General features: G+C 70.8%; 21 protein-coding genes and 2 pseudogenes. 13 read left to right on the forward strand and 10 right to left on the reverse strand.

Going from position 1 to position 25853, the window contains the following annotated elements; translation table 11 throughout:
- Positions 1-194 precede the first annotated feature (194 nt).
- Complete coding sequence (locus IEZ04_RS34865) at positions 195-1547, forward strand: DMT family transporter (protein ID WP_229821065.1); 1353 nt, start codon at positions 195-197, stop codon at positions 1545-1547.
- 18 nt (positions 1548-1565) lie between these two features.
- On the opposite strand, the gene IEZ04_RS16605 is transcribed toward IEZ04_RS34865, so the two are convergent.
- The gene (locus IEZ04_RS16605) at positions 1566-2840 is read right to left on the reverse strand and encodes a transglycosylase family protein (RefSeq protein WP_189217648.1); all 1275 of its coding nucleotides are present in this window, start codon (positions 2838-2840) and stop codon (positions 1566-1568) included.
- Positions 2841-3313: 473 nt separating this feature from the next.
- On the opposite strand from IEZ04_RS16605, the gene gnd reads away from it, so the two are divergent.
- Positions 3314-4753, forward strand: a complete 1440-nt coding sequence (gene gnd / locus IEZ04_RS16610) for an NADP-dependent phosphogluconate dehydrogenase (RefSeq protein WP_189217649.1) — start codon at positions 3314-3316, stop codon at positions 4751-4753.
- Positions 4754-5649: 896 nt separating this feature from the next.
- Here the strand turns inward: gnd and panD are convergent.
- Positions 5650-6069, reverse strand: a complete 420-nt coding sequence (gene panD, locus IEZ04_RS16615; RefSeq protein ID WP_189217650.1) for an aspartate 1-decarboxylase — start codon at positions 6067-6069, stop codon at positions 5650-5652.
- 674 nt (positions 6070-6743) lie between these two features.
- On the opposite strand from panD, the gene IEZ04_RS16620 reads away from it, so the two are divergent.
- Positions 6744-8363 carry an endo-1,4-beta-xylanase gene (locus IEZ04_RS16620; RefSeq protein WP_229821066.1) on the forward strand — a complete coding sequence of 540 codons (1620 nt, stop codon included), beginning with the start codon at positions 6744-6746 and terminating at the stop codon, positions 8361-8363.
- Between the two features lie 114 nt (positions 8364-8477).
- Here IEZ04_RS16620 and IEZ04_RS34870 read toward each other — a convergent pair whose 3' ends face one another.
- Together IEZ04_RS34870 and IEZ04_RS16635 are read right to left on the reverse strand one after the other, a co-directional pair.
- On the reverse strand, positions 8478-8972 hold the full coding sequence (locus IEZ04_RS34870; protein WP_229821067.1) for a transposase family protein: 495 nt from the start codon (positions 8970-8972) through the stop codon (positions 8478-8480).
- A gap of 100 nt (positions 8973-9072) precedes the next feature.
- Entirely contained in the window at positions 9073-9732 is a 660-nt protein-coding gene (locus IEZ04_RS16635) for a flavin reductase family protein (protein ID WP_229821068.1), read from the reverse strand.
- A 175-nt stretch (positions 9733-9907) separates the two neighbouring features.
- Between IEZ04_RS16635 and IEZ04_RS16640 the strand changes: the two genes are divergently transcribed.
- From IEZ04_RS16640 to IEZ04_RS16670, 7 genes are all read left to right on the forward strand, one after another.
- On the forward strand, positions 9908-10285 hold the full coding sequence (locus IEZ04_RS16640) for a DUF1330 domain-containing protein (RefSeq protein WP_189217651.1): 378 nt from the start codon (positions 9908-9910) through the stop codon (positions 10283-10285).
- Positions 10286-10519: 234 nt separating this feature from the next.
- Positions 10520-11242: a PRC-barrel domain-containing protein gene (locus IEZ04_RS16645; protein ID WP_229821069.1), complete on the forward strand. Its 723-nt coding sequence runs from the start codon at positions 10520-10522 to the stop codon at positions 11240-11242.
- Positions 11243-11266: 24 nt separating this feature from the next.
- Positions 11267-11626, forward strand: a complete 360-nt coding sequence (locus tag IEZ04_RS16650; protein WP_229821070.1) for a hypothetical protein — start codon at positions 11267-11269, stop codon at positions 11624-11626.
- A gap of 231 nt (positions 11627-11857) precedes the next feature.
- Entirely contained in the window at positions 11858-12811 is a 954-nt protein-coding gene (locus IEZ04_RS16655) for a TerC family protein (protein ID WP_189217652.1), read from the forward strand.
- A 222-nt stretch (positions 12812-13033) separates the two neighbouring features.
- Positions 13034-13945 carry a universal stress protein gene (locus tag IEZ04_RS16660; RefSeq protein ID WP_189217653.1) on the forward strand — a complete coding sequence of 304 codons (912 nt, stop codon included), beginning with the start codon at positions 13034-13036 and terminating at the stop codon, positions 13943-13945.
- 1319 nt (positions 13946-15264) lie between these two features.
- Entirely contained in the window at positions 15265-16797 is a 1533-nt protein-coding gene (locus tag IEZ04_RS16665) for an alanine/glycine:cation symporter family protein (protein ID WP_189217654.1), read from the forward strand.
- A 498-nt stretch (positions 16798-17295) separates the two neighbouring features.
- Complete coding sequence (locus tag IEZ04_RS16670; protein ID WP_189217655.1) at positions 17296-18135, forward strand: DUF6461 domain-containing protein; 840 nt, start codon at positions 17296-17298, stop codon at positions 18133-18135.
- Positions 18136-18318: 183 nt separating this feature from the next.
- Here IEZ04_RS16670 and IEZ04_RS16675 read toward each other — a convergent pair.
- The 3 genes and pseudogenes from IEZ04_RS16675 to IEZ04_RS16685 all read right to left on the reverse strand — a co-directional run.
- Positions 18319-18675: pseudogene (locus IEZ04_RS16675) on the reverse strand (hypothetical protein); the annotation flags it as partial.
- Positions 18669-19520, reverse strand: a pseudogene (locus tag IEZ04_RS16680) (flotillin family protein); the annotation flags it as partial. The pseudogenes IEZ04_RS16675 and IEZ04_RS16680, both read right to left, overlap by 7 nt.
- A 91-nt stretch (positions 19521-19611) precedes the next feature.
- Positions 19612-20103: a hypothetical protein gene (locus IEZ04_RS16685; RefSeq protein WP_189217656.1), complete on the reverse strand. Its 492-nt coding sequence runs from the start codon at positions 20101-20103 to the stop codon at positions 19612-19614.
- Positions 20104-20364: 261 nt separating this feature from the next.
- Between IEZ04_RS16685 and IEZ04_RS16690 the strand changes: the two genes are divergently transcribed.
- The 3 genes from IEZ04_RS16690 (at position 20365) to IEZ04_RS16700 (ending at position 22292) form a co-directional block, all read left to right on the forward strand.
- Positions 20365-21423 (forward strand): PucR family transcriptional regulator, encoded by a 1059-nt coding sequence (locus tag IEZ04_RS16690; protein ID WP_189217657.1) that lies wholly within the window; start codon positions 20365-20367, stop codon positions 21421-21423.
- A gap of 101 nt (positions 21424-21524) precedes the next feature.
- Positions 21525-21746, forward strand: coding sequence for a hypothetical protein (locus IEZ04_RS16695; protein WP_189217658.1), 222 nt, complete (start codon positions 21525-21527; stop codon positions 21744-21746).
- A 231-nt stretch (positions 21747-21977) separates the two neighbouring features.
- Positions 21978-22292, forward strand: coding sequence for a hypothetical protein (locus IEZ04_RS16700; protein WP_189217659.1), 315 nt, complete (start codon positions 21978-21980; stop codon positions 22290-22292).
- A 393-nt stretch (positions 22293-22685) separates the two neighbouring features.
- Here IEZ04_RS16700 and IEZ04_RS16705 read toward each other — a convergent pair whose 3' ends face one another.
- The 3 genes from IEZ04_RS16705 to IEZ04_RS16715 all read right to left on the reverse strand — a co-directional run bounded on the left by IEZ04_RS16705 (position 22686) and on the right by IEZ04_RS16715 (position 25812).
- Entirely contained in the window at positions 22686-24380 is a 1695-nt protein-coding gene (locus IEZ04_RS16705; protein ID WP_189217660.1) for a BCCT family transporter, read from the reverse strand.
- 902 nt (positions 24381-25282) lie between these two features.
- Positions 25283-25609 carry a hypothetical protein gene (locus IEZ04_RS16710; protein ID WP_189217661.1) on the reverse strand — a complete coding sequence of 109 codons (327 nt, stop codon included), beginning with the start codon at positions 25607-25609 and terminating at the stop codon, positions 25283-25285.
- A gap of 35 nt (positions 25610-25644) precedes the next feature.
- Entirely contained in the window at positions 25645-25812 is a 168-nt protein-coding gene (locus IEZ04_RS16715) for a hypothetical protein (RefSeq protein ID WP_189217662.1), read from the reverse strand.
- Between the last annotated feature and the right edge of the window lie 41 nt (positions 25813-25853).

The raw sequence follows: 25853 nt of genomic DNA on the forward strand, positions 1-25853 counted from the left end.
TCATCAGGGCATCCCTCAAGGGGGCGCCCCCCTTGGGTATGACGGGGCGGTCCTTCTACTCCCACGGTAGTAGGCCCGGATGAGTGCTCAGGGACGACGACGTGAACACTTTTGCGAGGCATCGTGGACACCATGGATTCCGCCCCTTCGCCACGCCGGGCCGAGCGCCTCCGCACCTCGCGGAGGAGCGGCTGATGAGCACGCTCGCGCTGTCCGTGCTGCTGCAGATCGTCTCCGCCGTCGTGTACGCGGGCGGCGCGATCGTGCAGGAGCGGGTCGCGGTGTCCTCCCCCGGCCGTTCGTACGCGCCGGTGCGCCGCCCGGGCTGGTGGGCGGCCGTGGCGCTGAACGGCCTCGGCGGGGTGCTCCACGTGGCGGCGCTGGCCTACGGTCCGCTGAGCCTGGTGCAGCCGCTCGGCGCGCTGACGATCGTGTGCGCGCTGCCGATGGCCGCGGTGTTCGTGGGCCGCAGGGCCGGGGCGACCGCCTGGCGGGGCGCGGTCATGGCCACGGTGGGCCTCGCGGGCCTGCTCGCGCTGGTCGGCACGGCCGAGGCGCAGTCCCTGCACGGCGCCCAGCGCGTGGTGGCCGCGGCCGTGACCGGCGGCGCGGTGGTGGCGCTGATGACGGCGGCCCGCACGGCGCACCGGCACCCGGCGGTGCGCAGCACGCTGCTGGCGCTGGCGGCCGGGGTCGCCTTCGGCATGTCCTCGGTGTTCACGAAGACGGTCGCGGTGGACTGGTCCGGCGGTGTCTCCACCGGCCCGGACGCATGGCCGAGCCTGGTACTGATAGGCGTTCTCGCGACGGCCGGCATGCTGCTGTCCCAGGCGTCCTACCGGGGCGCGGGGCTGGCCGCTCCGCTGGCCACGCTCACCGTGGTGAACCCGGTGGTGGCGGCGGCGGTCGGCATCACGATGTTCGGCGAGACCTTCCGCCACGGCACGACCGGGACCGTTCTCGCGCTGGGCTGCGGTGTCGTCGCCGCGGGCGGGCTGATCCTGCTGACCACGGAACGGCTGGCAGCGGAGCGGCCGGAGCCGGCGGTCGGCACGGCGACGGGGGCGGGCGAGGACGGGCCGAAGCCGGAGGAACCGGGCACGGACGACGCCGGATCCGCGCCGACCGGCGCGAGGCCGGAGCCGGCCGGTGCGGGACCGGCCGGTGCGGGACCGGCCTGCGCGGGGCCGCCCCGCACCGGGGCTGCAGGCGCCGTGCCGATACGCGGCGGGGTGCCGATACGCGGCGGGGTGCCGATACGCGGTGCGGTGGCGATACGCGGTGGGGTGGCGGCCGGTGCCGGGCCCGCCTCCGTGAACGAGCTGCTCGCGGTCCTCGGCATGCGGTCCGCCGACGCGATACCCGCGACACCCGCGACACCCACCAGCACCCGCCGGATGACGGCACCGGTGCCACCGGCCCGGCGGGAGAGCCCGTACGGCGACGGGGAGCCGGGCGGCACGTACCCGCGCCGCCACGGCTCCCACGTTCCCGACGGGCTGCCTGTCAGCGTCCTCGACCGGCACCGCTCTCCGGCGGCGTCCTGAAGGACGCGGCGGCGCTGCTCAGAGCTTGACCCCGCCCTTGCGCAGATAGGCGACGGGGTCTATGTCGCTGCCGAACCCGGGCCCCGTGCGGATCTCGAAGTGCAGGTGCGGACCCGAGCTGTTGCCGGTGGACCCGACGCGTCCGATGCGCTGACCGGTGCTCACGCTCTGCCCGGACCTCACGGAGATGGCCGACAGATGGGCGTACTGCGAGTACCGGCCGTCGGAGTGCCGGACCACCACCTGGTAGCCGAAGGACCCGCCCCAGCCGGCGGTCACGACCTTCCCGGACTTCACCGACCGCACGGAGGTGCCGGTGGGCACGGGGAAGTCGACGCCCGTGTGGTAGCCCTTCGACCAGGAGGGTCCGGAGGCGCGGTAGGGCGTGCCCGTGCCGCCCTTCACCGGGGAGACCATGGACTTGGAGGCCGTGTTCTGCGCGGACGTCACGCCCTTCGCCGCCCCCTCGCTCCCGGTCGTCCTCTCGGCCTCGGGCGCCTTCCCCGCCTTGGGCGCGGCCTCGGGCGCCTTCTTCTGCCCCTGCCCCGAAGGAGCGCTCTCCGTCGACGCCTTGCCCTCGCCCTTGCCCTTGCCCTTGCCCGAAGCCTTGTCGTCGGCCTTCGCACCGTCGCGCGCGGGCCGCAGGTTCAGCCGCTGTCCCGGGACGATCAGGTCGGGGTCGGCGCCGATCGTCTTGCGGTTGCCCTCGTACAGCCGGCTCCAGCCCCCGGGGACGTCACGGGCGTCGGCGATGCCGTACAGCGTGTCGCCGCGTACGACGGTGTACATCTGCGCGCTGCCGGCCTGCGACTGGGGTGTGGTCTGCGGGGTGACGTCCCGCAGGGTGCGCTGGGTCCGGGTCGAGGCCTGTGCGGCGGCCGGGGCGCCCGACGGGTCGTCCCCCGCGGCCGCCCCGCCGCGGGCGAGTCCCGCCCGGTCCGAGCAGACGGGCCAGGCCCCGGGGCCCTGCCCGTCGAGGACCTTCTCGGCGACGGCTATCTGCTGCTCCCTGGAGGCCAGGTCCGCGCGCTGCGCGAAGGCCGTGCCGCCGAACTCCTCCCAGGTCGACTGGCTGAACTGCAGGCCGCCGAAGTAGCCGTTGCCGGTGTTGATGTTCCAGTCGTTGCTCGACTCGCAGGCCGCGACCTTGTTCCAGGTGTCCACGTCGGCCGCCTCCGCGGCTCCGGTGCCCACGAGGGGAAGCGCCATCCCCGCGCCGCCCGCCGTGACGGTGAGCGAGGCGCGATTGATCCTGTTCGGCTGGTACCGGCGGTGCCGACCGCGTACGGCCATGAAATGCCCCCTCATGTAGCCAGGAGCCGCAAAGCTAAACGCAGAGAACAGGCCATGACAAGACACCGATCCAGCCGCCGGGGCGCTCGGGATGACCGGGAAACGTCCCTCGTCCCGGAAGAAATCCGAGACGCGCGCGGTTCTTCCTGCGTATTCATTCCCCGCAGGCAAGCCGCACGGCACCGTCTGCGTCAGGACACACCGGCGGGAGCGCAGCGGCAATATGGCCGAAGAAGTGGTATGGCCGAAGGAGGGCCATGAGCGAGGAGGGCGGACGGACGGAGCGGCAATACTGCTGACGAGCAAGAACGGCGCTGTCGATCACGCTGACGCCGGATAGACCGATTACCCCGATCACACCTTTTCACCGACATCCCCCGAGATCCCCGTTTCCCCGGAATGTGCCGCTGCCGACATCACCCACCAGGTCGTCCCGGCACCCCACTTTCCGGTAACCATCAGGAGAACACCGCATGAGCAGCACAGCCCAGATCGGCGTCACCGGCCTCGCGGTCATGGGAAGCAATCTCGCGCGCAACTTCGCGCGCAACGGCTACACGGTGGCCGTGCACAACCGCACCGCGTCGCGCACGCACGCGCTGGTGAAGGAGTTCGGACACGAGGGCGACTTCATCGCGGCGGAGACCGCGAAGGAGTTCGTGGCGGCGCTGGAGCGGCCCCGGCGCCTGGTCATCATGGTGAAGGCCGGCGGGCCGACCGATGCCGTGATCGAGGAGTTCGCCCCGCTCCTCGAGCCCGGCGACATGATCATCGATGGTGGCAACGCGCACTTCGCCGACACCCGCCGGCGCGAGGCCGCACTGCGCGAGCAGGGCATCCACTTCGTCGGCACGGGCATCTCCGGCGGCGAGGAGGGCGCCCTGAACGGGCCGAGCATCATGCCGGGCGGGTCGGAGGAGTCGTACGCGTCCCTCGGTCCGATGCTGGAGAAGATCTCCGCGAAGGCCGCGGACGGGGCGCCGTGCGTGACGCACGTCGGCCCGGACGGCGCCGGTCACTTCGTGAAGATGGTGCACAACGGCATCGAGTACGCGGACATGCAACTGATCGCCGAGGCGTACCAGCTGCTGCGCGACGTCGCGGGCTACTCCCCCGCGCAGATCGCGGAGATCTTCCGCACCTGGAACACCGGCCGGCTCGACTCGTACCTGATCGAGATCACGGCGGAGGTCCTCGCCCACGTCGACGCGGCGACCGGCAAGCCGTTCGTGGACGTCGTGCAGGACCAGGCGGAGCAGAAGGGCACCGGCCGCTGGACGGTGCAGATCGCGCTCGACCTGGGCGTTCCGGTGTCGGGCATCGCGGAGGCCACGTTCGCGCGCTCCCTGTCGGGGCACGCGGCGCTGCGCGAGGCGTCGCGCTCCCTCGCCGGCCCGACGGCCACCGCGCTGAGCGAGGCGGAGGCGGCCGCGTTCGCGGACCGGGTGGAGCAGGCGCTGTACGCGTCGAAGATCGTGTCGTACACGCAGGGCTTCCACGAGATCGCCGCGGGCAGCGAGGAGTACGGCTGGGACATCGACCTGGGCGCCGTCGCCTCCATCTGGCGCGGCGGCTGCATCATCCGGGCGGCGTTCCTGGACCGCATCCGCGCCGCCTACGACGCCCGGCCGGACCTGCCCAGCCTGCTCTCCGACGAGACGTTCGCCCAGGAGATCGCGGCGGCTCAGGACGACTGGCGCGAGGTACTGGTCGCGGCCACCCGCCAGGGCGTGCCGACGCCCGGCTTCTCGGCGGCGCTCGCCTACTACGACGCCCTGCGCGCCGAGCGGCTGCCCGCCGCCCTGGTCCAGGGGCAGCGGGACTACTTCGGGGCACACACCTACCGGCGCACCGACCGCGAGGGCGCGTTCCACACGCTGTGGGGCGGCGACCGCTCCGAGGTCGAGGCCTGACGAGCGGCGCCTGGTTCGGCGCCTGGGCCGTCCGATCGGTGCGGGCCGCACGACCGGCGCGGGCCTGTCCGACCGGCGCGGGCCCGTCCGACCGGCGCGGGCCGGCCGGTGACCGGACCGGCCCTGGTGCGGGTACGGCGGTGGCCCGGGCGCGGAAAGTTCGCGCCCGGGCCACCGGCCTTTTCGTACGTGGCGATCGGGCGTCCGCTCAGGTGCGCAGCGCCCCGGGTCCGGGGTCGGCCCGGGGTTCGGGCACCCGGCCGGCGGGCCCTTGAGCCCGGCGCGGGCCGGTAGCCGGACCTGCCGGTGAACGGACCGGACCTGGCCCGGTCATGCCGGCGGCCCGAGCGCGGCGCGGGCCCGGACGGGCCGGGGGCCCGGGTGCGGGAATGTCCGCACCCGGGCCCCCGGCCCGTCCGTCCGCGGCGATCCGGTGTCCGCTCAGGTGTGCAGCGGGCCCGGGTCGGGGGTCGGCCCGGGGCCGGGCGGGGCCGGGTCCGGGCCGGGACCCGGGGGAATCGGGTCCGGGTCCGGCGCCGGCGGGACGGGGTCCGGAGCGGGACCCGGCGGAACCGGGTCGGGGCTCGGACCGGGCGGGACCGGGTCTGGGCTCGGACCGGGCGGGACCGGGTCTGGCTTCGGCCCCGGTGGGGTCGGGTTCGGCGGAGCGGGTTCCGGGCCGGGACCGGGAGGACCCGGCGTGGGCCCGGGCGTGGGTCCCGGCGGCACGGGGTCGGGATACGGATTAGTCATGGGTCCTCCCGCCATTCACTGCGTCGGCTCTGGACCTTTCCCCGGTTACCCCCGTGCCGCGCGCACACTCACTCCGTGGCGGGACGAATGATCCGCCGTGCGGCCCGGTCCCGCACCTGGGCACCGTGCCCCGGTCGCGGCGCTCAGACCGCGGCGGCCTGCGGGCTGCGCTCCTGGTCCGTACCGGGTACCGGCTCGGAAGGGTCCGCGCCCAGCGCCACGATCCGGTTGTCACCGTCCACGTGCACGACCCGCGGCTTCAGGGTGCGTGCCTCGGCGTCGGTCACCTGGGCGTAGCTGATGATGATCACCAGGTCGCCGGGGTGGACGAGGTGGGCGGCGGCCCCGTTGATCCCGATGACCCCCGAGCCCCGCTCGCCCTCGATGACGTACGTCTCCAGCCGGGCGCCATTGGTGATGTCGACGATGTGCACGAGCTCGCCGGGCAACAGGTCGGCCGCGTCGAGCAGATCGGCGTCGATGGTCACGGACCCGACGTAGTGCAGGTCGGCCTGGGTCACGGTGGCCCGGTGGATCTTGGACTTGAACAGAGTACGCAGCACTTTTGGACTCCTGGAAGACGGCTCCCTGCCCGCTTTGTGCAGGTCAAGGGCTGTCTTTACTGTACACGGGCACGCCTCCCGGTCGAAGACCTTGCAGAACATCGTGCACCGTACCGAGCGGGCTTCCCACCTGGGCTTCTGTGCGAGGCAGGCTGTGGTGACGCCGCAGACCAGGCGCTTGTCCGGGTAGCCGTCTCGGACAGTTCGGGGACTGATGCCGATCAGATGCCGACTTACCTGACGGAACATCAGGAACGGGAGAGGTGGGGAACGAGCGACTCGGCCACGCCCACACCAGCCCCGCGAGCTGCGGAATCAGGATGAAACGGTCCCATTGCCGACCGTACCGGCCCACCGCCGACCGTACCGACCGCTCGCCGGCCGTCGTTCCCGAACGGTCCTCGGCCGACGGTCCCTCACTCGCACCTGGGACAATGGCGATCAGTCACAGCGGGGCGGCGCGATCGGTTGCGCACCGTTCTCGCCGCGGCTGGAGAGGACGGTGCTCGGCGACGGTGTGGCTGAGGGCGGCGATGCCGTCGGAAGACGGGCTGAGATACGGAGTGCTGCTGTTCATGCGGTTTCGAAAGGGCGCTGTCATCGCGGTTGTGTGTGCCTTGGTCGCTGGTGTCTCGGGGGACCGTGCCGGCACCTCCGTGCCCGCGGGGGGACCTGTGGAGGACCTCCTGAACGGCAGGGACTGGGCTCACTTCGCCGGCGGGAAGCCCACGCACGCAGGGGTACGAATCACACCCCTCGACCGGCGCATCACACGCCAGGACGGTACCGGCGGACAGCCGAACCCACCGGTGAACCTGCGCGGTCCCCACATGGTGTTCCGAGGGGATGTCCGGATCGAAGCCGGCCTGCGGCGCACGGATGACACGGATGCCTACCTGCATCTGTACGGTGAGACGCCGGTCATCTACGACGAATGGCGCTACGAACGGCGCGGCGTGCGCATCGGCGTGGTCGGCGGGAGGCTCCGGATCGACCGCTGGGACGGGGACTCCGACAGACCTGCGATGACCCGGACCTTCGGGAGCGGCCTGGGGCTCGAAGTCCGCCTCGCCGTCGAAGTCCGCGCAAACAGGCTTGTGCTGGAGGCCGACGGCAGGGTCGTGGGAACCGTTCCCGCGCGGGACGTCTTCGGCAGTGGCCGCATCTGGTTCGGCGCGGATGCGGGAGCCCGCGGGAAGGGCTGGACCCTCAGCGATCTCCACGCGCGGTCACTGGGACGGGGCCGGATGTCCGTCGTGGACGCGCCTGGCCTGCGAGTGCCCCGGTCCAGCGATGCGATGCGTGATCTGGCGGCGGTTCTCCCACGCCCGATCCGTATGGGAACCGCCCTGGCCGCGGGGCCCTTGCTGACTGACAGCGCCTACCGCCGGACGGCGGGTGAGGAGTTCTCCATGCTGACGCCGGAGAACGACTTCAAGCCGCAGTTCGTCCAGCCTCGACGCGGCGTGTTCGCGTTCGCGGAAGGCGATGTCTTGGTGGACTTCGCCGAGGCCAACAGGATGAAGGTGCACGCCCACACCCTCGTCTGGTTCGAAGCCCTGCCCGCATGGATGCGCGCCGAGATGACGCACGGGCAACGCAGGCGCGTCATGGTGGAGCACATACGCGCGGTAGCGGGCCACTTCCGGGGGAAGGTGGCGGAATGGGACGTGGTGAACGAGCCCATGTCCGACGAGGATGAGGACTACTCCAACGGCAACCGGGGCGTGCGGCCACAGTTGTGGTTCGAAGCGATGGGTGAGCAGTACATCGACATCGCCTTCCATGCTGCCCGCGAGGCCGACCCGCACGCGGTGCTGTACCTCAACGAGTACGGGGTGGAGGAGGACGGTCCACGCTGGGATGCCCTCTACGCGCTGCTGATCCGGTTGAAGGAACGGGGCGTTCCGATCGATGGCGTCGGTTTCCAGGACCACGAGTACGCCGTCGGCGACCGTACCGACCCCGAGGTCTTCCGACGCAAGGTCCGGGCTTTGGCCGGGCTCGGCCTGAAGGCCCGGGTCTCGGAGGCGGACGTCCTCGTCGACGAGGACGAAGAGGACGTCCAGGCCCGCCAGCTGGCGGGGAAACTCGCGGTCTGCGGCGAAGAACCCAACTGCACCTCGTTCTCGACCTGGGGTTTCACCGACAAGTACGGCTCCACGGCTGACCTGCGACACTATCCCCCGAGTCCGGGGAACGCTCTTCCCTGGGACGCGACGTACGAGGCGAAACCCGCCTACTGGGCACTGCGTGACGTCCTGGACGACGCTCGCCGCTCAGGTACTGGATAGGTACGGCGAACACCGCGAACGACCAGTGGGACCGTTTCATCCTGATTCCGCAGCTCGCGGGGCTGGGGGTGGGGCTGGTGCGGTCCGGGAGCGACGGATTCCCGCCGGTCGGCATCATGACCACTGCGGGGGTGATCGTCGGTCACCTCTGGACCCGGTGTTCGCGAGGACGAGGAGGGCCCGCAGGAGGGTGGTCGCGTGGCGGGCGTTCGTGCGGACCTTGGTCAGGATGCGCCAAGACTTGAGGTGGGCGAACCCGTGCTCGACGGCGGCGCGTTCGCGGCTGACCAGCCGGTTCGCTTCCTTCTCGGCATCGGTGAGTTGGTGGCTCCGGGTGGCCTTGCGGCCGGTGATGATCATGGGGTCGTCGTGGCGGAAACCGGCCAGTCCGACTCCGGCACCGGACTGGAAGGCCTGCCAGTCGACGAGGGCGGCGTGCACTTCCTGGTGACGGGCCAGGACGTGTACGTCGTAACGGGACAGGCGGACGACGGGGCCGGCTTCGCGCAACCGCCGGTGCAGCGGCTCGGGGTGTGCCAGGCACTCGGCGGCGAACGGGTCGGCGTCACTGATCGGTGGCGACGCGGGAACGGCTGCTGTCTCGGTCATGGCGGCTCCATGAAAGGCGGCTCGGGTCGGAGGAGTTCGAGGCGGCGGTGATCGCGGGTTCGGCAGCACGCGGCTCAGGTCGGCTGCCGGTCGAGAACGCTCAGAGGTCCAGGACCAGGCGGTCGGAGCGCGAGCGCGACACGCAGGGCATCACGCGGTCGCCCGCCGCGCGTTCATGGTCGGCCAGGACCGCGTCCCGGTGGTCGGGGGTGCCCTCCAGCACCGGGACGAGAAAGGTGCCGCAGGTTCCCTGTTCGCAGGAGGACAGCACCTCGGCGCCGGCCCCGCGCACAGCCTGCAGCACGGAGACGTCCGGGGTGACGGTCACCGTACGGCCGGTGCGCCGCAGTTCCACCTCGAAGGGCGTCCGGCGCACGGGCTCGGACCGGTCCGCGGCGGTGAACCGTTCGGTACGCAGGCTGTGGCCGGGCCAGTGGGCACACGCCTCCCGGACTGCGGCCAGGAGAGGGGCCGGACCGCAGCAGTACACCTTGGTCGCGGACAGCGGTTCGTTCAGCCACGCGGCCAGGTCCAGCGGGCCGCACTCGTCCTGGGGGTCGAGGTGCACGCGGCCGCCGCAGGCGTGCGTGAGGTCCGCGCGGAACGCCATCGAGGCGCGGGTACGGCCGTCGTACAGCAACTGCCGCTCAGCGCCCGTCATTTCGACTTGCCGGATCATCGGCAGCAGCGGGGTGATCCCGATGCCGCCCGCGATGAACAGGCAGCGGTCGGCCGGCACCAGGGGAAAGTGGTCCTTCACTGATGCTTGCGGTACGCAGAGAGAGGTCACCCGCCCTGCCCGTGCCTGATCTTGTATCAGCCCCGTTTCCCGGCTGCGCCCACTCTGTCTGCCCCACCTGACGTACCGTCCGGTATGCTCGGGCGCCCGGCAGTCCGCGTCCTGCGGGCGACGACGCTTGCGAAGGGGGCATCTCGTGGCGGTCGATCCCACTGGCGCCCGGCTGAAGAACCTGCTCGCCGAGGATCCCGGCGGCCCGGTGACGATGCTCAACCTGCTGCGCTTCGCGCCGGGCGGCAGGGCACTGTGCGACGAGTACGCACGGCATCTGCGAGAAACGTTCCTTCCCCGTTACGGCGGGCAGGTGCTGTACGCCGGGACCGGCGGTGCCGCACTGGTGGCCGAGGACGGCCAGGCGTGGGACGCGGTGATCCTCGTGCGCTACCCGGACCGCAAGGCGTTCAGCCGCATGGTGGCCGATCCCGAGTACCAGGCCGTGACGGAGTTGCGCACCCGCGCACTGTCGGAGGCGGTGCTCCAGCCCACGACGGAGTGGCTCCAGCCCACGGAGTGACGTCCGGGCACGGGTACGGACGCCGAAGACGCCTGAACGGACGGCCCGCCGCGCCCGGCCACACCGACCCTGGACTCCAGGATCGGCCCTCGGTGTCGGGCGCCACCTGTATGCCGCCTGCAGAAGGCTTGAAGGGCGACGCCGGCGCTGCAGCAGTTCAGGCGGGCAGGCGGTGGACACCTCGGCCGAACGGGCATGCGGAACCACGGAGTTCCCGCCACGAGGTGCCGACGGATGAGCCGGAACCTCGTGGCGGTTCCTCTGGCCGCTCTGCTTCTCGTCGGCTGCACTGTGGAGGAAGAACGCGACGGCACGGATGCGCCGCGCACCGCTTCGGAGACGACCCGCGAGGTACCGCTCAGGGTCGTGGAGCAGGAAGGCATGACACTGGCCTTCGTCCCCGTGAGCATCGGAGGCGAAGGGCCGTTCATGTTCGCCCTCGACACCGGCGCCTCCGCCAAGGTGAAGGACCTCGTCTTCGACGCCTCGACGGGCAGCATCCGCTGCTTCACCCTCGCCGGGCGCGGCCTGCTGGCGGGCCCGTTGCACCGTGCCCTCCTGTGGAGCAACGTCCATGCCCTGGGCCCGCACGTGGTCATGGTGCGCGACGAGACCGCCCTGGAGGAGGACGACGCGGCCGCCCGGCCGGGCACGGGCCGGACGGGCGGCGGCAACGTACTGGGCTCCGCGATCACGACCCGCGGCGGCACACGGCTGGGCGTCGTCACCGACGCCGTGGTGGAGACAGGCAGGACGCCGGTGGTGGCGGGGTACGAGATCGAGACCGCCGACCGTCGTCGCGTCCTGCTGCCGGTGGACGGCCCCGTCACCGTCTCCGGAGACCGTGTGCTCGTTCCGGACGCCACCGCGGAGCACAGCGCGGGTGATCTCGGAGGGTTCGGCACCGCCGTGCAGAGCCTGCGCGACCGCCTCCGGTACGACCGGCAGGAGAACTGACCGATGCGGCAGGAGAACTGACCGATGCTGTTGACCAAGGCCCAGGGCAGGGCCGTCATGGACCTCACCACGGCCGAGACGGTCGGGACGGTCACCGCCTGCACCGTCGCCGCGTCACCGGCGCGCGTCTCCGGCCTGCGTCTCAAGACGCGAGGCCGCGGACACCACGTCCTAGACTGGAGTGAGATGTACTCCTTCGGCCCGGACGCGGTCACCGTCGACGGGGCCGGCCGTATCCGCGACGAGAAGAACATCGATCCCGGCGATCCCGCCCACTCGTTCCACGATCCCATCGGGAAACCGGTACTGACCGAGACAGCACCAAGGGCACCGTGCGCGGCATCGATTTCGACGAGCGGTCAGGTCGCATCGGTCATCTGCTGACCGACGAGGAACGGATTCCCGGCGACGCACTCCTCGGAGTCGGCAGTTACGCGGTGGTCGTCGCCGCCCCGCGGTGACGCCGGACGGGCTCGGCGCCCTCGGCCACGGCCGCGGCCCGTCCCGCGGCGGTCGTCGTACGGCCCGCGACGACGGCTCGCCCGGTCGCCCCCGGCGGTCGTGACGGACACGAGACAACGACCGCCGGTCACCCGGGCCTGAGAGGGGGCGCTCGTGTACGAGGTACCGCTGTGGCTGTGGGCGGTGTTCGCCGTCACCGTTGTGCTGGCACTGGCGGTCGACCTCCTGGCGCACCGGCAGGCACACGTCATCGGCTTCCGGGAGGCCGCCGCCTGGAGCGGGCTCTGGGTGGCCCTGGCCGTGGTCTTCGGCCTCGTCGTCTTCCTCGTGGTGGGCACCACCGCGGGAGTGGAGTACACGACGGCGTGGCTGCTGGAGAAGAGTCTGTCGGTCGACAACCTCTTCGTCTTCGCCCTGATCTTCGGCTACTTCCAGGTGCCCCGCGCCTACCAGCACCGCGTGCTCTTCCTCGGGGTCCTGGGCGCCCTGGTGTTCCGGGGCGTTTTCCTCGCCGCGGGGGTGGCGGTGGTCCACCGCTTCACCGCCGTCCTGTGCGTCTTCGCCGCCCTCCTCCTCTACAGCGCGTACACGATGCTCACCAGGGCGGACGACAGTGTCGACCCCGGCAGGAGCATCGCCGTGCGGCTGCTGCGCAAGGTCGTCCCGGTCCGGGACGACTACCAGGGTGCCCGGTTCTTCGTCAGGGAGGACGGCAGGCTCGTCGCCACTCCGCTGCTCGCCGTCGTCGCCGCGATCGAGGGCGCCGACCTGGTCTTCGCCGTGGACAGCGTCCCCGCCGTCCTGGGCGTCAGCGACGACGTCTTCATCGTGTACACCAGCAACGCCTTCGCCATCCTCGGGCTGCGCGCCCTGTACTTCCTGCTCGCCGGACTGCTGGACCGGTTCCGGTACCTCAACAAGGGCCTGGCACTGATCCTGGCGTTCATCGGTGTGAAGCTGGTCCTGCAGGCGTCGCACGAGTTGATCAGCCCCGCCGTACCCGAGGTGCACTCCCTCCTCAGCCTCGCGGTGATCGTCACCGTCCTGGCCGCCTCCATCGTGCTCAGTGTGACGCGTCGTACGCCGTTCGGCCGTGGTGACACATGAGTCGGCCGTCCTCTCCTCGGGGCATCGCCTCGAACGGGCTCCAAGAGCCTTGCGGCTTCCGGACTCCGCGCTTCGCGCACCGGACCTGGGGTACCCAGTCCTTCGCCGGACCACGGGGCCCGTCGGCCACGCCGACCAGAGGGAGTTCACCGGCCGGACCCGTCATCGACGCCGGCGTTCCGGTGACGGCCCAGATCACCGCCGGGCCTCCTGGGAGACGAGATGGCTGACACGAAACCCGTCATCGTCGGGGTGGACGACGTCGACGGCCAGGGCACCCTCGTGCGGTACGCGGCCCGAGAGGCCGCTATGCGCGATGTCCCCCTGCACATCGCCCACGCGGTCCGGCTGCCCGGCCCCTTCGGCGACGCGGAGGAGAAGATTGCCCAAGGCCGGTCCGCCGTCCAGCGGAGCGCGGCACTGGTGGACCGGTTCGAGAAGGTGGCCCGGACCGCGTTCCCCGGCCTGACCGTGGCGGGAGAACTGCCCCTCGGCGATCCAGCCGGGACCTTGGTGGAACGCTCCGCGGAGGCGTGCCTCGTGGTGCTGGGACATCGCGGCGGCGGTGGCTTCCCGCGCCTGCCCCTCGGCTCGGTGAGCCTCCAGGTGGCCACGCACGCCCGGTGCCCGGTGCTGGTGATGCGCCCCGGTGCACCGGTCGAGCCCCCGAGCGGACGCGTCGTCGTAGGTGTCGACCTCGTGCACGAATCCGGGTACGACGCATCCGAGGCGGTGCAGTTCGCGTTCGCGGAGGCGGACCGCCGGGCGGCCCACCTCCAGGTCGTCCACGCCCTCCACCTGCCCGCGCTGCTGCCTGCTCCGGGCGGAGTCACCGGGGGACTCACCGGAGTCGAGCCCGCGGCGCGCGAGACCGAGGACAGCGCCCGGCGCCTGCTCGACGAGCGGATCGCCGGGATGAGCGGACGGTATCCGGACGTGCCGGTCGGGGTGCGTATCGACTGGGCGCGTCCGGCGACGCACTTGACGGAGCTGTCCGGGCAGGCCGATCTGCTGGTGGTCGGTTCCCGTGGGCGAACGGGCCTGCGCAGGCTTCTCCTCGGCTCGGTGAGCAGCGAGGTCCTGCACACGGCCCACTGTCCCGTCGCCGTCGTCCCCTCGGTGGCGGACGGATGACGGTGCGCCGGTCCGGGCCCACCTGGGGAAGCGACGGGCTTCCTCCGGTGGGCAGTGCCCCGTCCGGCCGACGGGGGCGAGGCCGGGCGGCTGCCGGGGCGTACGTCACGTCATCCCGGTGGCCTGCGCGCCGCCGACATCCGCATGTGAGGTCGCATGAACAGGGACGCGAGGACACCGGGACCATGGCGAAGGGTGCGGATACCGCCCTCGGCGTCCGCGTAACCGGCGTCGACGGACCGGAGGCAGCGAGGACTTACGGGATCACCGTACTGGTGCGAGTTCGCCGTGAGCAGCGCCCTGACGGGGAGGACGTACGCTCCGCCGCCCGCGGCACCGGGCGGCGGAGCGCAGACCGGGTCGGCGCAGCTTCTTCTACTTGACGAGCGGCCGTCAGATGGACTCCGGGCCATGCCCAAGTGCGGGTGCCGATGAGTACGTGCTCGACCACATCACCGGACGCCGTCCCGCTGCGCGGAGCAGGCGCACACCGCGACCGACGGCCGCCGCGTCGCCAGTGGCCGCCCTCGGCCCGGCCCCGGCGGAGTCGTCCGCTCCTGCGAGGAGGCGTTCGTCACGCTGGAACTCGCGGACCGTCCTGTCTCACGGCCCTGTGCTGCGCGCCGCCGGCATGCCCACCGCCTCGTTCCCATCCGCTACCGCCAAGCCATGGACCGACCTCGTGCAGCGCATCCCGAGTCCGCTCGTCACCGCTGGCGAAAATGGCCAGTCGCTCCTCGACACACCAGCACCTCGCGCTTCGACTCCGGCTGTGTCGCCGCCCGGGTCGACCGACGGCTCTCCCTGAGCATTCGCGCCCTGACCTACCGGCTGAAACGCACCCGCACCCCACCGGCATGCATGCGGCCGATCCAGCTCACCGCTGCGCGCTTCACGCCGCCGCCGTCGCCGTCCGCCTGCTGGACCGGCCCGCCAAGAGCCTGTGATACCGCTGTACCGCCATCACCGCACGCCGCAGCCGAAACCAAGTGTCCGATACACGGATCCGACTCGCCGGATAACGGTCTGGCCTCTCTCGCTGGCACTTCTCCGAAATACACAGGGCTATGTGATCTACATCACCAATGACCCTGTGATGATCGTGGTAGAACTGCGCAACTCCGCAGGTGGCATCACCCCTCGCCGCCCGGTGGAGCGTCGGCGCACAGGCCGGCAGTACGACCGGGGTGGTCACGGTCCGAGTCCGCGGACCGCGCGCTCCCCGAGTCGCCGATCGGACAACGGCGTTCGCTCAAAGACCGCAGATCTTCCCGGCACAGCTTCCCCTGGGTCGGTACCGCGCCATCGAGGTAGCCACCGTGTCACTCGTCTCCATCACCACTTCCGTCGACGAAGCAGTCAGCGGATTCTTCGAGCCCATAGCCACCTGGCTCGGGGAAGTCGTCTTCTACGCCGTCCCGGTCGCCGGTACGGACCTGCCCCTCATCGTGGCGTGGCTGGTGGTCGCCGGTCTGGTCTTCACGTCCTGGTTCGGGCTGGTCCAGGTCCGCAAGTTCAAGCTCGCCATCGACGTCGTGCGCGGCAAGTACGACGAGAAGGGGTCGGCCGGTGAGGTCAACCACTTCCAGGCCCTGACCGCCGCCGTCTCCGGCACGGTCGGCCTCGGCAACATCGCCGGTGTGGCCGTCGCCGTCTCCATCGGCGGCCCCGGTGCCACGTTCTGGATGATCCTGTGCGGTCTGCTCGGCATGGCCACCAAGTTCGTCGAGGTCACCCTCGGCGTGAAGTACCGCGAGGTGCACGCCGACGGCACCGTCTCCGGCGGCCCGATGCACTACCTGCCCAAGGGCCTCGCCGAGCGCTTCGGCAAGAACGGCAAGACCCTCGGCAAGGTCCTCGCGGTCCTCGCCTCCGCCATGGTGCTGTTCTTCGGCCTCTTCGGCGGCAACCTCTTCCAGGTCAACCAGTCCTACGCCCAGCTGGTCTCCGTCACCGGCGGCGAGGACGGCGCGGTGGGCTCCTCCGCCGGCGCCCTGTTCTTCGGCATCCTGGTCGCGGCCCTCGTCGGCATCGTGCTGCTGGGCGGCATCCGCTCCATCGCCAACGTCACCAGCAGGCTCGTCCCGGCCATGGCGGGCATCTACATCGCCGCCTGCCTGGCCGTCATCCTGGTCAACGTCACCGCCGTCCCGGACGCCGTCGGCACCATCATCGAGGGCGCCTTCAACCCCGAGGGCGTCGCCGGCGGTGTGCTCGGCGCGCTGATCATCGGCTTCAAGCGCGCGGCGTTCTCCAACGAGGCCGGTCTCGGCTCCGCCCCCATCGCCCACTCCGCGGTGAAGACCAAGCACCCCGCGAGCGAGGGCCTGGTCGCCCTGCTGGAGCCGTTCATCGACACCGTCGTCATCTGCACGATGACCGCGCTGACCATCGTCATCGCCAACCCGGCCAGCTGGGCCGCCGCCCGCGAGGACGCAAGCATCAGCGGCGTCACGATCACCTCCGACGCCTTCGAGACGGTCCTGCCCTGGTTCCCGTACGTCCTCACCGTCGCGGTGCTGCTGTTCGCCCTCTCCACGGTGCTGACCTGGGGCTACTACGGCCTCAAGGCGTGGACGTACCTCTTCGGCCGCAGCCGGGCCAGCGAGCTGGTGTACAAGGTCGTCTACACCGTCTTCGCCGTCGCGGGCTCGCTGCTCACCCTGCAGACGCTGATCGACCTGGCCGACGCCGTGCTCTTCACGCTCGCCGTCATCAACATCATCGGTCTCTACCTCCTCGCCCCCGTCGTCAAGCGCGAACTGAACTCCTTCCTGGAGTTCGTCCGCGCCCGCAACGCCGGTGAACTCAGCGAGGACGACGACCAGGAGTCGGTGAAGACCACCGTCTGACCGCCCCCGCGGCCCGGCTCCTCGGCGGCACCCCCGGCCGAAGGCCGGGGGAGGGCCCGTATGCACCTCGCGCCTTGGTGTGTACGGGCCCGCTCGTCATGCCCCGCGTGTTGAGCATCCGTAGGTGGAGAGAGACCTGGCAGCGTCCTGGAGCGGACAGTTGGCGTTTGGGCAACGCGTCGATGCCTCCGGAGGCCGAAGGCCGGGAGATCAGTCGGCGCCCCAGGTGCTCGTACGCCCTCGCGCTGATGACCCGGAGGACTCACCGATGTCTGCCGCCTCCTGGCCCAGGCGCACGGGACCCAGCCGGCGGTCTCGTGTTCCTCGCGGTCCCGTCAACGCACTGGCTCAGGTGAATCCTCCGCGGGGCGATCACTATGAGCCCGTGACACGATCATGTTGCTGACACGGACCGGCGGCGCGGCCCGAGGACCAACTCCAGCTGTGAGAACCGGCTTGCACCGGGCATTGTCAGAGGTATCAGGCACACTGCGCCGTATGAACTCGGTGACCGCGCACGACTACGCCTGGATCCGCACCTCGTCGCTCTTCCGCCACATGATGGACAGCGGATACACCCTGACACTGATACGGGGGCGGACCCCGCGCGAGGTGCTGCGCGCGATGAAGGCGGAACCACGCGGCACCGGGGAGGGAACGGCCGGGCTGATCGAGGCGGACGACGCTCACCGCGCCGCGGTGGATGACGACTGGGACGAGTCCTACGTCGCGGGCGCCTTCAGCGCTCCGGGCGAGAACGGCGACTGGACACTCGTCCTCGGCTTCGACGGTGGCCTGGGGATCACGGCGCCGTACGTGGAGACGCTGTCGAAGGGCGGCCGGGTCGTGGCGCACTCGACCAACGGCGGCAAGCCCATCGACCTCTTCCACTGGTGCGAGGACGGTGAGCTGCGCACGACGTTCGAGGGTCCCTCGTCGCGCGACGGCACCACCCCCGATGAACTGGTCCCCCTGCTGCGGGAAGTCGGCTCTCCTCTGACCTCCGGGGGAGAGCACGACGAGAGCGCCCCGGACGTCGACCGGAAAGCGGCGGTCCTCGCCCTGGCCGAGAGGCTCACCGGCATACGCGTCACCGAATCCCTCCTCCAGGACGCCACGTACGAGCTGGGAATCGTTCCCGAACAGCCCGCCGAGGAGTGGACCGGCGTGGTCATCGACATCACCGATGCCCACGGGGAGCGCCTGTACAGGGGATGGACCTACGAGGAGATCGCGGCGGCGTCGGACCGCCGACGGGCGGAGGCGAACGCACCGGTCGTGATCACCTACAACGAGCCCCCGGCCATGGATCGTCCGGAACATGAGACTGGTGAGTAGCGGGTGAGCGCGTGGACGGTGCCCCGGCGTACTCGCCGCCCTCTCAGTGGCGCAGTCGTATGGGGGCATCCGTGCAGAGAGGCTAGAGGGAAATGAGTGTGGTGGAGAGCTGGTCCCGCGTGATGAACCTTCTTCGGCAGCATGCTCCGGCCGATCACGCGGATCTGCCGGGGCCCGCTACGGAACCCTTGGCCGGTGGTCGTCCAGGCGGAGGCGGGCGCGCTCGGCGGCCACCAGTTCCGTACGGCGGCGCTGGTGGGCACGGTGGGCGGGGACCCCGTGGACGCGGAAGTCCCGCGTCCGGGCCAGGCGTTCGTCGACGCGGACGGTGAGTGTGCCGCTGGTGATGCGCGGATGGGAGCCGAGCAGGCCCTCCAGAGATTCGGACAGGTCGGCGTCCGACTCGTAGCGGACCAGATCCGGGCAGAGCACGGCGGCCACCGCCTCGGCCAGGTCGCAGGGCGCGACGTCCGCGCCGGTGGCGGAGGCGTACGAGGTCAGCCACGCCTCGACGAGCTGCCTGCGGGCGGGAACTCGGTCTCGAGGAACGCGGACTGTGCCCGCAGCCGCTCCTCCTCGACGACCCGCGCGGTCTCGGCCTCCTCCCGCGCCCGTACGGTCTCGATCTCCCGCCGCTGCTTGATCTCGGCGTCGGCCTGGCGGCGCTCCAGCTCCAGGACGGCCTCGCGGGCGCCGACGTTCTGCCGCGTGATCTCCTTCTCCTCGGTGCGCTGCGCCTCGTTGGTGCGCACGTGCTCGACGGCCGTCAGCTCGGTGATCTTGCGGATGCCCTGGGCGTCGAGGACGTTGGCCGGGTCGAGCTGGCTGACCGGCGTCTGCTCCAGATAGTCGATCGCCGCGTCCTCGAGGTGGTAGCCGTTGAGGTCGACACCGATGACCTCGATGATCCGGTACCGCAGCTCCTCGCGCTTGGTGTACAGGTCGGTGAAGTCCATCTGCTTGCCGACGGTCTTCAGCGCCTCGGGAAACTTCGCGTGGAACAGTTCCTGCAGCGTGTTCCGGTCGCTGGCCCGCGCCGTGCCGACGGCCTGGGCGACCTTGATGACGTCCTCGACGGTCTTGTTGACCTTCGCGAAGAACGAGATCCGGATGTCCGCGCGGATGTTGTCCCGGCGGATCAGCCCTTCCTTGCCGGCCCGTGTGATCTAGATGGTCTTCACCGAGATGTCCATCACCTCGGCCTTGTGCAGCGCCGGCAGCACGACCTGCCCGGTGAAGGTCACATCGACCTTGCGCATTTTGGAGACGATCAGCGCCTTGCCCTGCTCCACCTTGCGGAACAACCGGGCGACGAGGAACACGGCGAGTACGGCGAGCAGGCAGGCAGTGACGAGCGCGCCGATGCCGAGGAGCATGGCATCCATGACATACGTCCTTCAGGCATAAGTGAGGTGAGCGAGAGGAGTCGAGCGAGAGCAGGAGAGACCGGGGTGATATCCGGCACCGGCGCGCGGCTCAGGCGGCGCGGTCCCACGGTTGATGCGCGGCGTCGCGCGACGTGCCCCCGCGGGGACGCTGGTCGCCCACCCCCGACAGCGCGGCGACGCCCGTGCGAGCCGCGCCCGGTGGCACGGACGGCCCGGGTTCGCCGGGGAAGAGGCGGTGCAGCGGCCGTACGATCAGGCAGGTCGCGCCCCAGGCCACGAACAGGGCTGCCACGGGTACGACCAGGCGCAACAGCCCGGTGGCGGGTCCCGCAGGTGCGAACACCGCGAGCAGGACCTCCACCCCGACGCTCAGGGACCAGGCGAACACCGTCAGCAGGGACAAGGCGACCGCCACGGGCACCCCGCCCATGCGCCACGCCCGCAGATCCACATCCGTGTCGAAGCTGTCGACGCCGGCCACGCCCACGGCGGCGAGAAGCCAGAAGCAGACAGCCACGACGAGGGCCGCGGTCAGCAGGATCGTGGGCAGTCCCGCGGCGGCCATCAGGAAGGTTCGCATCTCCCGGTTCCCCCCTCTCCGGCTGCGGCGCGCAGCAGTCGTGTCCGGCGGGCGCACGGCTCCCCTCCGGGTCCCGGTGTGGACACCTGCCGGTGTCCGGCACCGGAACCATCCGCCGGGCTCCCCGCGAGCCATGCTGCACGACCGGATCCCGCCCCCGCATTGCCGGTTCCCGGCAGTGTTCTTTACTGTCTGCGTGCCGGTGGCCGTTGAGAAAGCGTCAGCGGTACGCACAGGAATACAGAAGGAGCGGGGGACGACATGGCGGACCTGGACATTCCCGAGCACTATCTCAAGGGCTACGACCGCATCCTGGCCGAGGTCGCGGCCACCGGCCGGCGCCTGACCCGGGACGAGATCTCCTCTCGCCGTGCCCTCGGCGAGCAGGCCGCGGAGGCCGGTCACGAACTGCGTGCCCTGGTGAGCACACACCTCACCGCCGCCCGCACCGCCTGGCCCGGCACCGCCGGCTCGGCCGCGGCCGCGCTGGCCGCCGTACAGCAGGTCATCGACGCCTTCGCCGAGGGCTTCGAGCGCGCCCAGCGCCTCGCCGTGCGCCAGGAGGAGGCCGCCCGCCGCGAGTTCATCGACGACCTCCTGTACGGCCGCAGCGATCTCGGCCGCCTCGCCGAGCGCGCCGAACGCTTCGGCCTGCGACTCTCCCACGCACACGCCGTCGCCGTCGCCGAGGGCCCGACCGCCTACGACGAGGGCGCCCCGGTACTCCGCCAGGTGGAACGGTCCCTCATAGCCAGATTCGGCGACCGCAGCATCCTGCTCACCACCAAGGACGGCCGCCTGCTGTGCATCGCCCCCAGCCACCATGACGAGGTGCTCACCTACTTCGCCAAGCAGGCGCACGCCGCCACCGACGGCGGCCGGATCGCCATCGGCCGCCCCCAGCCCGGCCCCGGCGGTGTCGTCCAGTCCTACGAAGAGGCACTCAACGCCCTCGACCTCGCCGAGCGCCTCGACTTCGACGACCCCGTGCTGCGCGCCGCCGACCTGCTGGTCTACCCCGTCCTCACCCGCGACCGCCAAGCCATGGCCGACCTCGTCCGCGGCACTCTCGGCCCCCTCACCACGGCCCGCGGCGGCGCCCAGCCCCTCCTCGACACCCTCACCGCCTACTTCGACTCCGGCTGCGTCGCCGCCGAGGCCGCCCGCCGCCTCTCCCTCAGCGTGCGCGCCCTGACGTACCGCCTGGAACGCATCCACCAGCTCACCGGCGCCCATCCCTCCGACCCGGCCCACCGCTACATGCTGCAGACGGCGGTCATCGGCGCGCGGCTGCTGGACTGGCCCGCCAAGGACCTCTGAGCTGGTCCTGCCGTTCTGAGCAGGCGTATCCGGGAGTCCTCCTGCGCACACGGGAGTTGAAGCCGTCCGGGACAGCGGACATCGAGACGACCCCTCACCGAGTGTTCGATCGAGATGTCGGCATCGTCCGCTCAACCGACGAGGCCGTGACCAGCGTGCGCCGGCCCACCGCGGTCGCCCATGCGTCCGACGTCGAACGCGAGAGGTTACGCAGCCTGCTGCGCGACCGGGGGCAGGCGGTGGTGCGGGCGGCGAGGGTGCTGCTGTCACCGCGCGGCCTGTCGCCAGCGCAGATCGCCGCCCTGGTGTGCAGTATGACCTGACCCGGTCATTGTGCGGCGCTGGATCGGCCGCTGGAACAGCTGCGGAGCGCCCGGGGGGATGAGAGCGTCCTTCCACATGCATCCGCGCGGCCGACGGAAGCCTCGAGACCGGTGACAAGAAGTGAATGACGCCCTCGACATCGCACCCTGAGGTTCCGCTTCGGTGCGGTGCAGCGAGCCGAACACGCGGCGGTCCGTAATAGTGGCCAGGATTTTGGAGAGGGGAACGGCATGGGTGACGTACTGAAGCGACGCTCGGTTCTGGGGCGGCTTGCGATCGCGGCCCTCTGCCTGACGGTGCTGGCCATGGCGAGCTGGTTCATGAGCGAGCTGGTCAGCGCCGACTTCCCACGGCAGCCTGTGTGGGACCTCGGAAGTGCGGGACCCTGGGTGGCCTCATACGCACACGCCATCACGGCCGGTTCGTGGGCGGCCGCGCGTGCCTGTCTGGTGGTGGCCGGCCTGATCCTGACGTGGAATCTCGCATCGCAGGTCATGGGTGCCGTCCGCAAGAGCATCCGGCGAGGGAATCGCCCGGTGTCTTGAAGCTGCTGACGCTCCGTTCCGCTCGCCCGGAGCCCCGGTCTCGAAGCACTGCGCCACTGCCGGGGTGCACGAGTCCTCGTGGCGGTGCCAGGGGCGGACGCTGTTCATGCTCAGCCGCTTGAGGGTCTCGATATTCCGCACCATGTCCGTACCCAGAGCGCCCTGCCGAGGTGATCCGCTACAACCCGAGTCCCAAGGTGCGCTGGTCCGTTCGCCGACGATCCGGTCTCGCTCAAGCCGAGCCTCTTATGCCCACAGGGTCCCCGCTCCCGCTCCTGACCACTTGCGGACCGGTCACGCGCCAGGAGTGCGCCTGCGCAGCCCGGCGCTGGTGCGGTCGACGGCTCACGGCGAGGAGTGGGCCCGCCACCGGCGCCCTCCCCAGGCGGGCGGTCAAGTCTCGTCATCGGATTGCGTGCGAGCCTTCGCCGCCCGTCGCAGGCGGTGGTGGCGGGCCTGGCCCTGTTCCGTGACGGCGTCGCCGACCATCGTCCGTACGACGTCCCGGAGTCTGTGCAGCGTGTGCTGCCGAGCGGGGCCCGCGCCCGGGTCCTCCCGCAGCTCCTTCAGCAGCGACCAGCACAGCAGCAGCATGACGACCACGAACGGCAGCGCCACCAGAATGGTCGCCGTCTGCAGCGAGTCCAGCCCGCCCACCACCAGCAGCACCGCCGCGACCGCCGCCATCAGCACGCCCCACAGGACGACGAGCCAGGACGGCGGGTGCAGCGCCCCGCGGCTGGTCAGGGAGCCCATCACCAGCGACGCCGAGTCGGCGCTCGTGATGAAGTAGGCCATCACCAGGATCATCGCGAGGAACGAGGTGACCGTGCCGATCGGCAGCGCGTCCAGCATCGCGAACAGCGATGCCTCGGCGCCGTCCCGCGCCGCGCCCGCGAGGTCCGCCGCCCCGGTCGACTCCAGCCGCAGCGCCGTACCGCCCAGCACGCAGAACCAGGTCACGGTGGCGCCGCTCGGCACGAGCAGGACGCCGAAGAGGAACTCGCGAACGGTACGCCCGTGCGAAATGCGGGCGATGAACGTGCCCACGAACGGAGCCCACGACAGCCACCAGGCCCAGTAGAAGATCGTCCAGGCGCCCAGCCAGTCCTGGTCGCTGAAGGCCCCGGTACGCGTGGCCATCGGCAGCAGGTCCTGCAGGTAGCCGCCGACGGACGCCGGGATCGTGTCCAGGATGTAGACGGTCGGGCCGAGCAGGAAGACGAACACCATGAGGGCCGCCGCGAGCACGATGTTCAGCGTCGACAGCCACTTGACGCCCCGGTGCAGACCGGAGAAGGCCGACAGGACGAACGCCGCCGACAGGACGGCGATGACGACGAGTTGCGTGGTCCGTGAGGCGGCCATCCCCGCCGTGAGGTCGAGCCCTTCGGCGACCTGGAGCGCGCCCAGGCCCAGGCTCGTCGCCGTGCCGAAGACGGTCGCGAAGACGGCGAGCAGATCGATCACCCTGCCCGGCCACCCCGCTGCCCGCCGCTCACCGATGAGCGGCACGAACGTGGCACTGAGCCGGTTGCTGCGGCCCTTGCGGAAACCGGCGTACGCCAGGGCGAGCCCCGCGATCCCGTAGATCGCCCACGGCGTGAGCGTCCAGTGGAAGAACGAGTACTCCATCGCCGTACGCGCCGCCGCGGCGGTCCCGGCCGCGGCGCCGCTCGCCGGGGGCGGCGTCAGATAGTGCGTGAGCGGCTCCCCGACGCCGTAGAACATCAGGCCGATGCCCATGCCCGCGCTGAACATCATGGCGATCCAGGCGAGATTGCCGAACTCCGGCTCGGAGTCGTCAGCGCCCAGCCTGATCCGCCCGAACCGGCCGAGCGCGATCACCAGGCACAGCACCAGGAACACATCCGCGGCGACGACGAACAGCCAGCCGAAGTTGTCCAGGACCCACGCCAGACTCGCGGAGGAGACGCCGTCGAAGGACTCGTCCCCGAGCCAGGCCCACAGGACCACGGCGGCGACGGCGGCCATCCCGACACCCACGAGAACTCGGTCGGGCGCGCCAGGCTCAGGAGAGCCGGGCGGAGGGTCTGCCTGGGTCTGGTCGATCGGCTCCGCACTCATGTCGCCCCACTATGAGCCGACGCCTCGTCCCCAGAGCGGGTGACGCGCCACGCCTGTCCCCGCCGTCACACTCCCAGCCGCGCCGCGAAGCCCGTCCGGACGGGCCACCCGTCCGGACGGAACGGCCTCGCACCTCGGCACCGGCTTAACACGAGAGAGGTTCTCGCCGAGTATTCCTGCTTATTGCTTCCATGGGTGCGGTCGATCATCACTTCGACGATGAGGCTGCCAATTCCGCCTCACCATCCCGCTGACGCGCTTGCCGAGTTGCTGGTCCTGAACCGAGACGCGGTTATGCGTACGTCTGGCATCCGGGATGCGGCACGCCATGTAGGACGGCACAGTCTGCAGAACGATCACACACGAGGCGGCGTCTGCGCGGCTTGCCGGTCATGCGTCGGCGTTCGGGACTGACACGAAGATGACCCGCAGCTGAGTCGATGACGCTCTTCCAGCGGTCAGCGGTCGATCTCATCGAGGTAGCGGCGCACCACAAAGCCGTGGTGGGCGGTGAACTCGCCGTCCAGCGCCTCGATGAGTGCAGGGATCTTGTTGCGGGCCGTCCGACGGCGAGATCCGCCAGGAGGCGGGGGTCGCGTTCCCCGGCGATCAGGGCTACCAGTATGGCCCGGCCGCTGACACCGACCAGGCTGCCGAGGACCGCTGACAGCTTCATGCCGGTGTCCTCCAGTTCCTTCTCCAGCCGCTGGGCCTCCCAGCCCGCGGCCCGAACCAGTTCGGTGCGGCGGCGGGTGAGGTCGACACAACTGCATGACCGCGGCCCCGGTGCAACAGATCCGGGCCACACCGGCACGGTCTCGAGTTCCGACGTCCTCGCCCCGTGTCTCGGCTCGACACTGCCCGAAGACGCCCGGGAACCGGGAGAAGAACGGACAAGGCCGTCACCTGACCGGCCCCGCTCCTTCGGGGATGACAGACCCCGGCGTTCCGGCGCGGTGTGTGGCGATGATTGCCGCCGTGCAGCCGACGGCAGCCAGGAGGCCCGCGAGGGCAGTGGTGACGAGGGTCATCCAGGGCGGGGCGTCGGCCAGACGCGGGATGGCGTTGAGGGGTACGGCGCTGTAAAGGGCCAGGACAGCCCAGCCACGCCGGCGTAGCGGGACAAGCCGGTGCCGCAGCCGGTCCGGGACACGGCCGGTAACCATGGCCAGGCCGGCGGGCAGCAGGGTGACGGAGAAGACGGCGAGTCCCGTCCAATGCCAAGTCATGCTGGGAGGGCTCCTGTGGTGTCTGGGGAAGAAAGTCAGCGACGTCTGCCGGCAGTGTTGATGACCAGCCCGGTGATCAAGGCCGCGAGGCCGGTGACCAGGACGGGGGCGCCGGGGCCGGGCAGGACGTACAGCGCTGCGCCGACGAGGGTCAGGAGTGCTCCCGCGGTGGCCAAGAAGGTGCCGATGCGTCGTTGGGACATACTGTTGCCTTATCTGGAGCGGTCGGAATTGGCGGCGGTCA

Source organism: Streptomyces ruber, assembly GCF_014648075.1.
Lineage (GTDB): Bacteria > Actinomycetota > Actinomycetes > Streptomycetales > Streptomycetaceae > Streptomyces > Streptomyces ruber.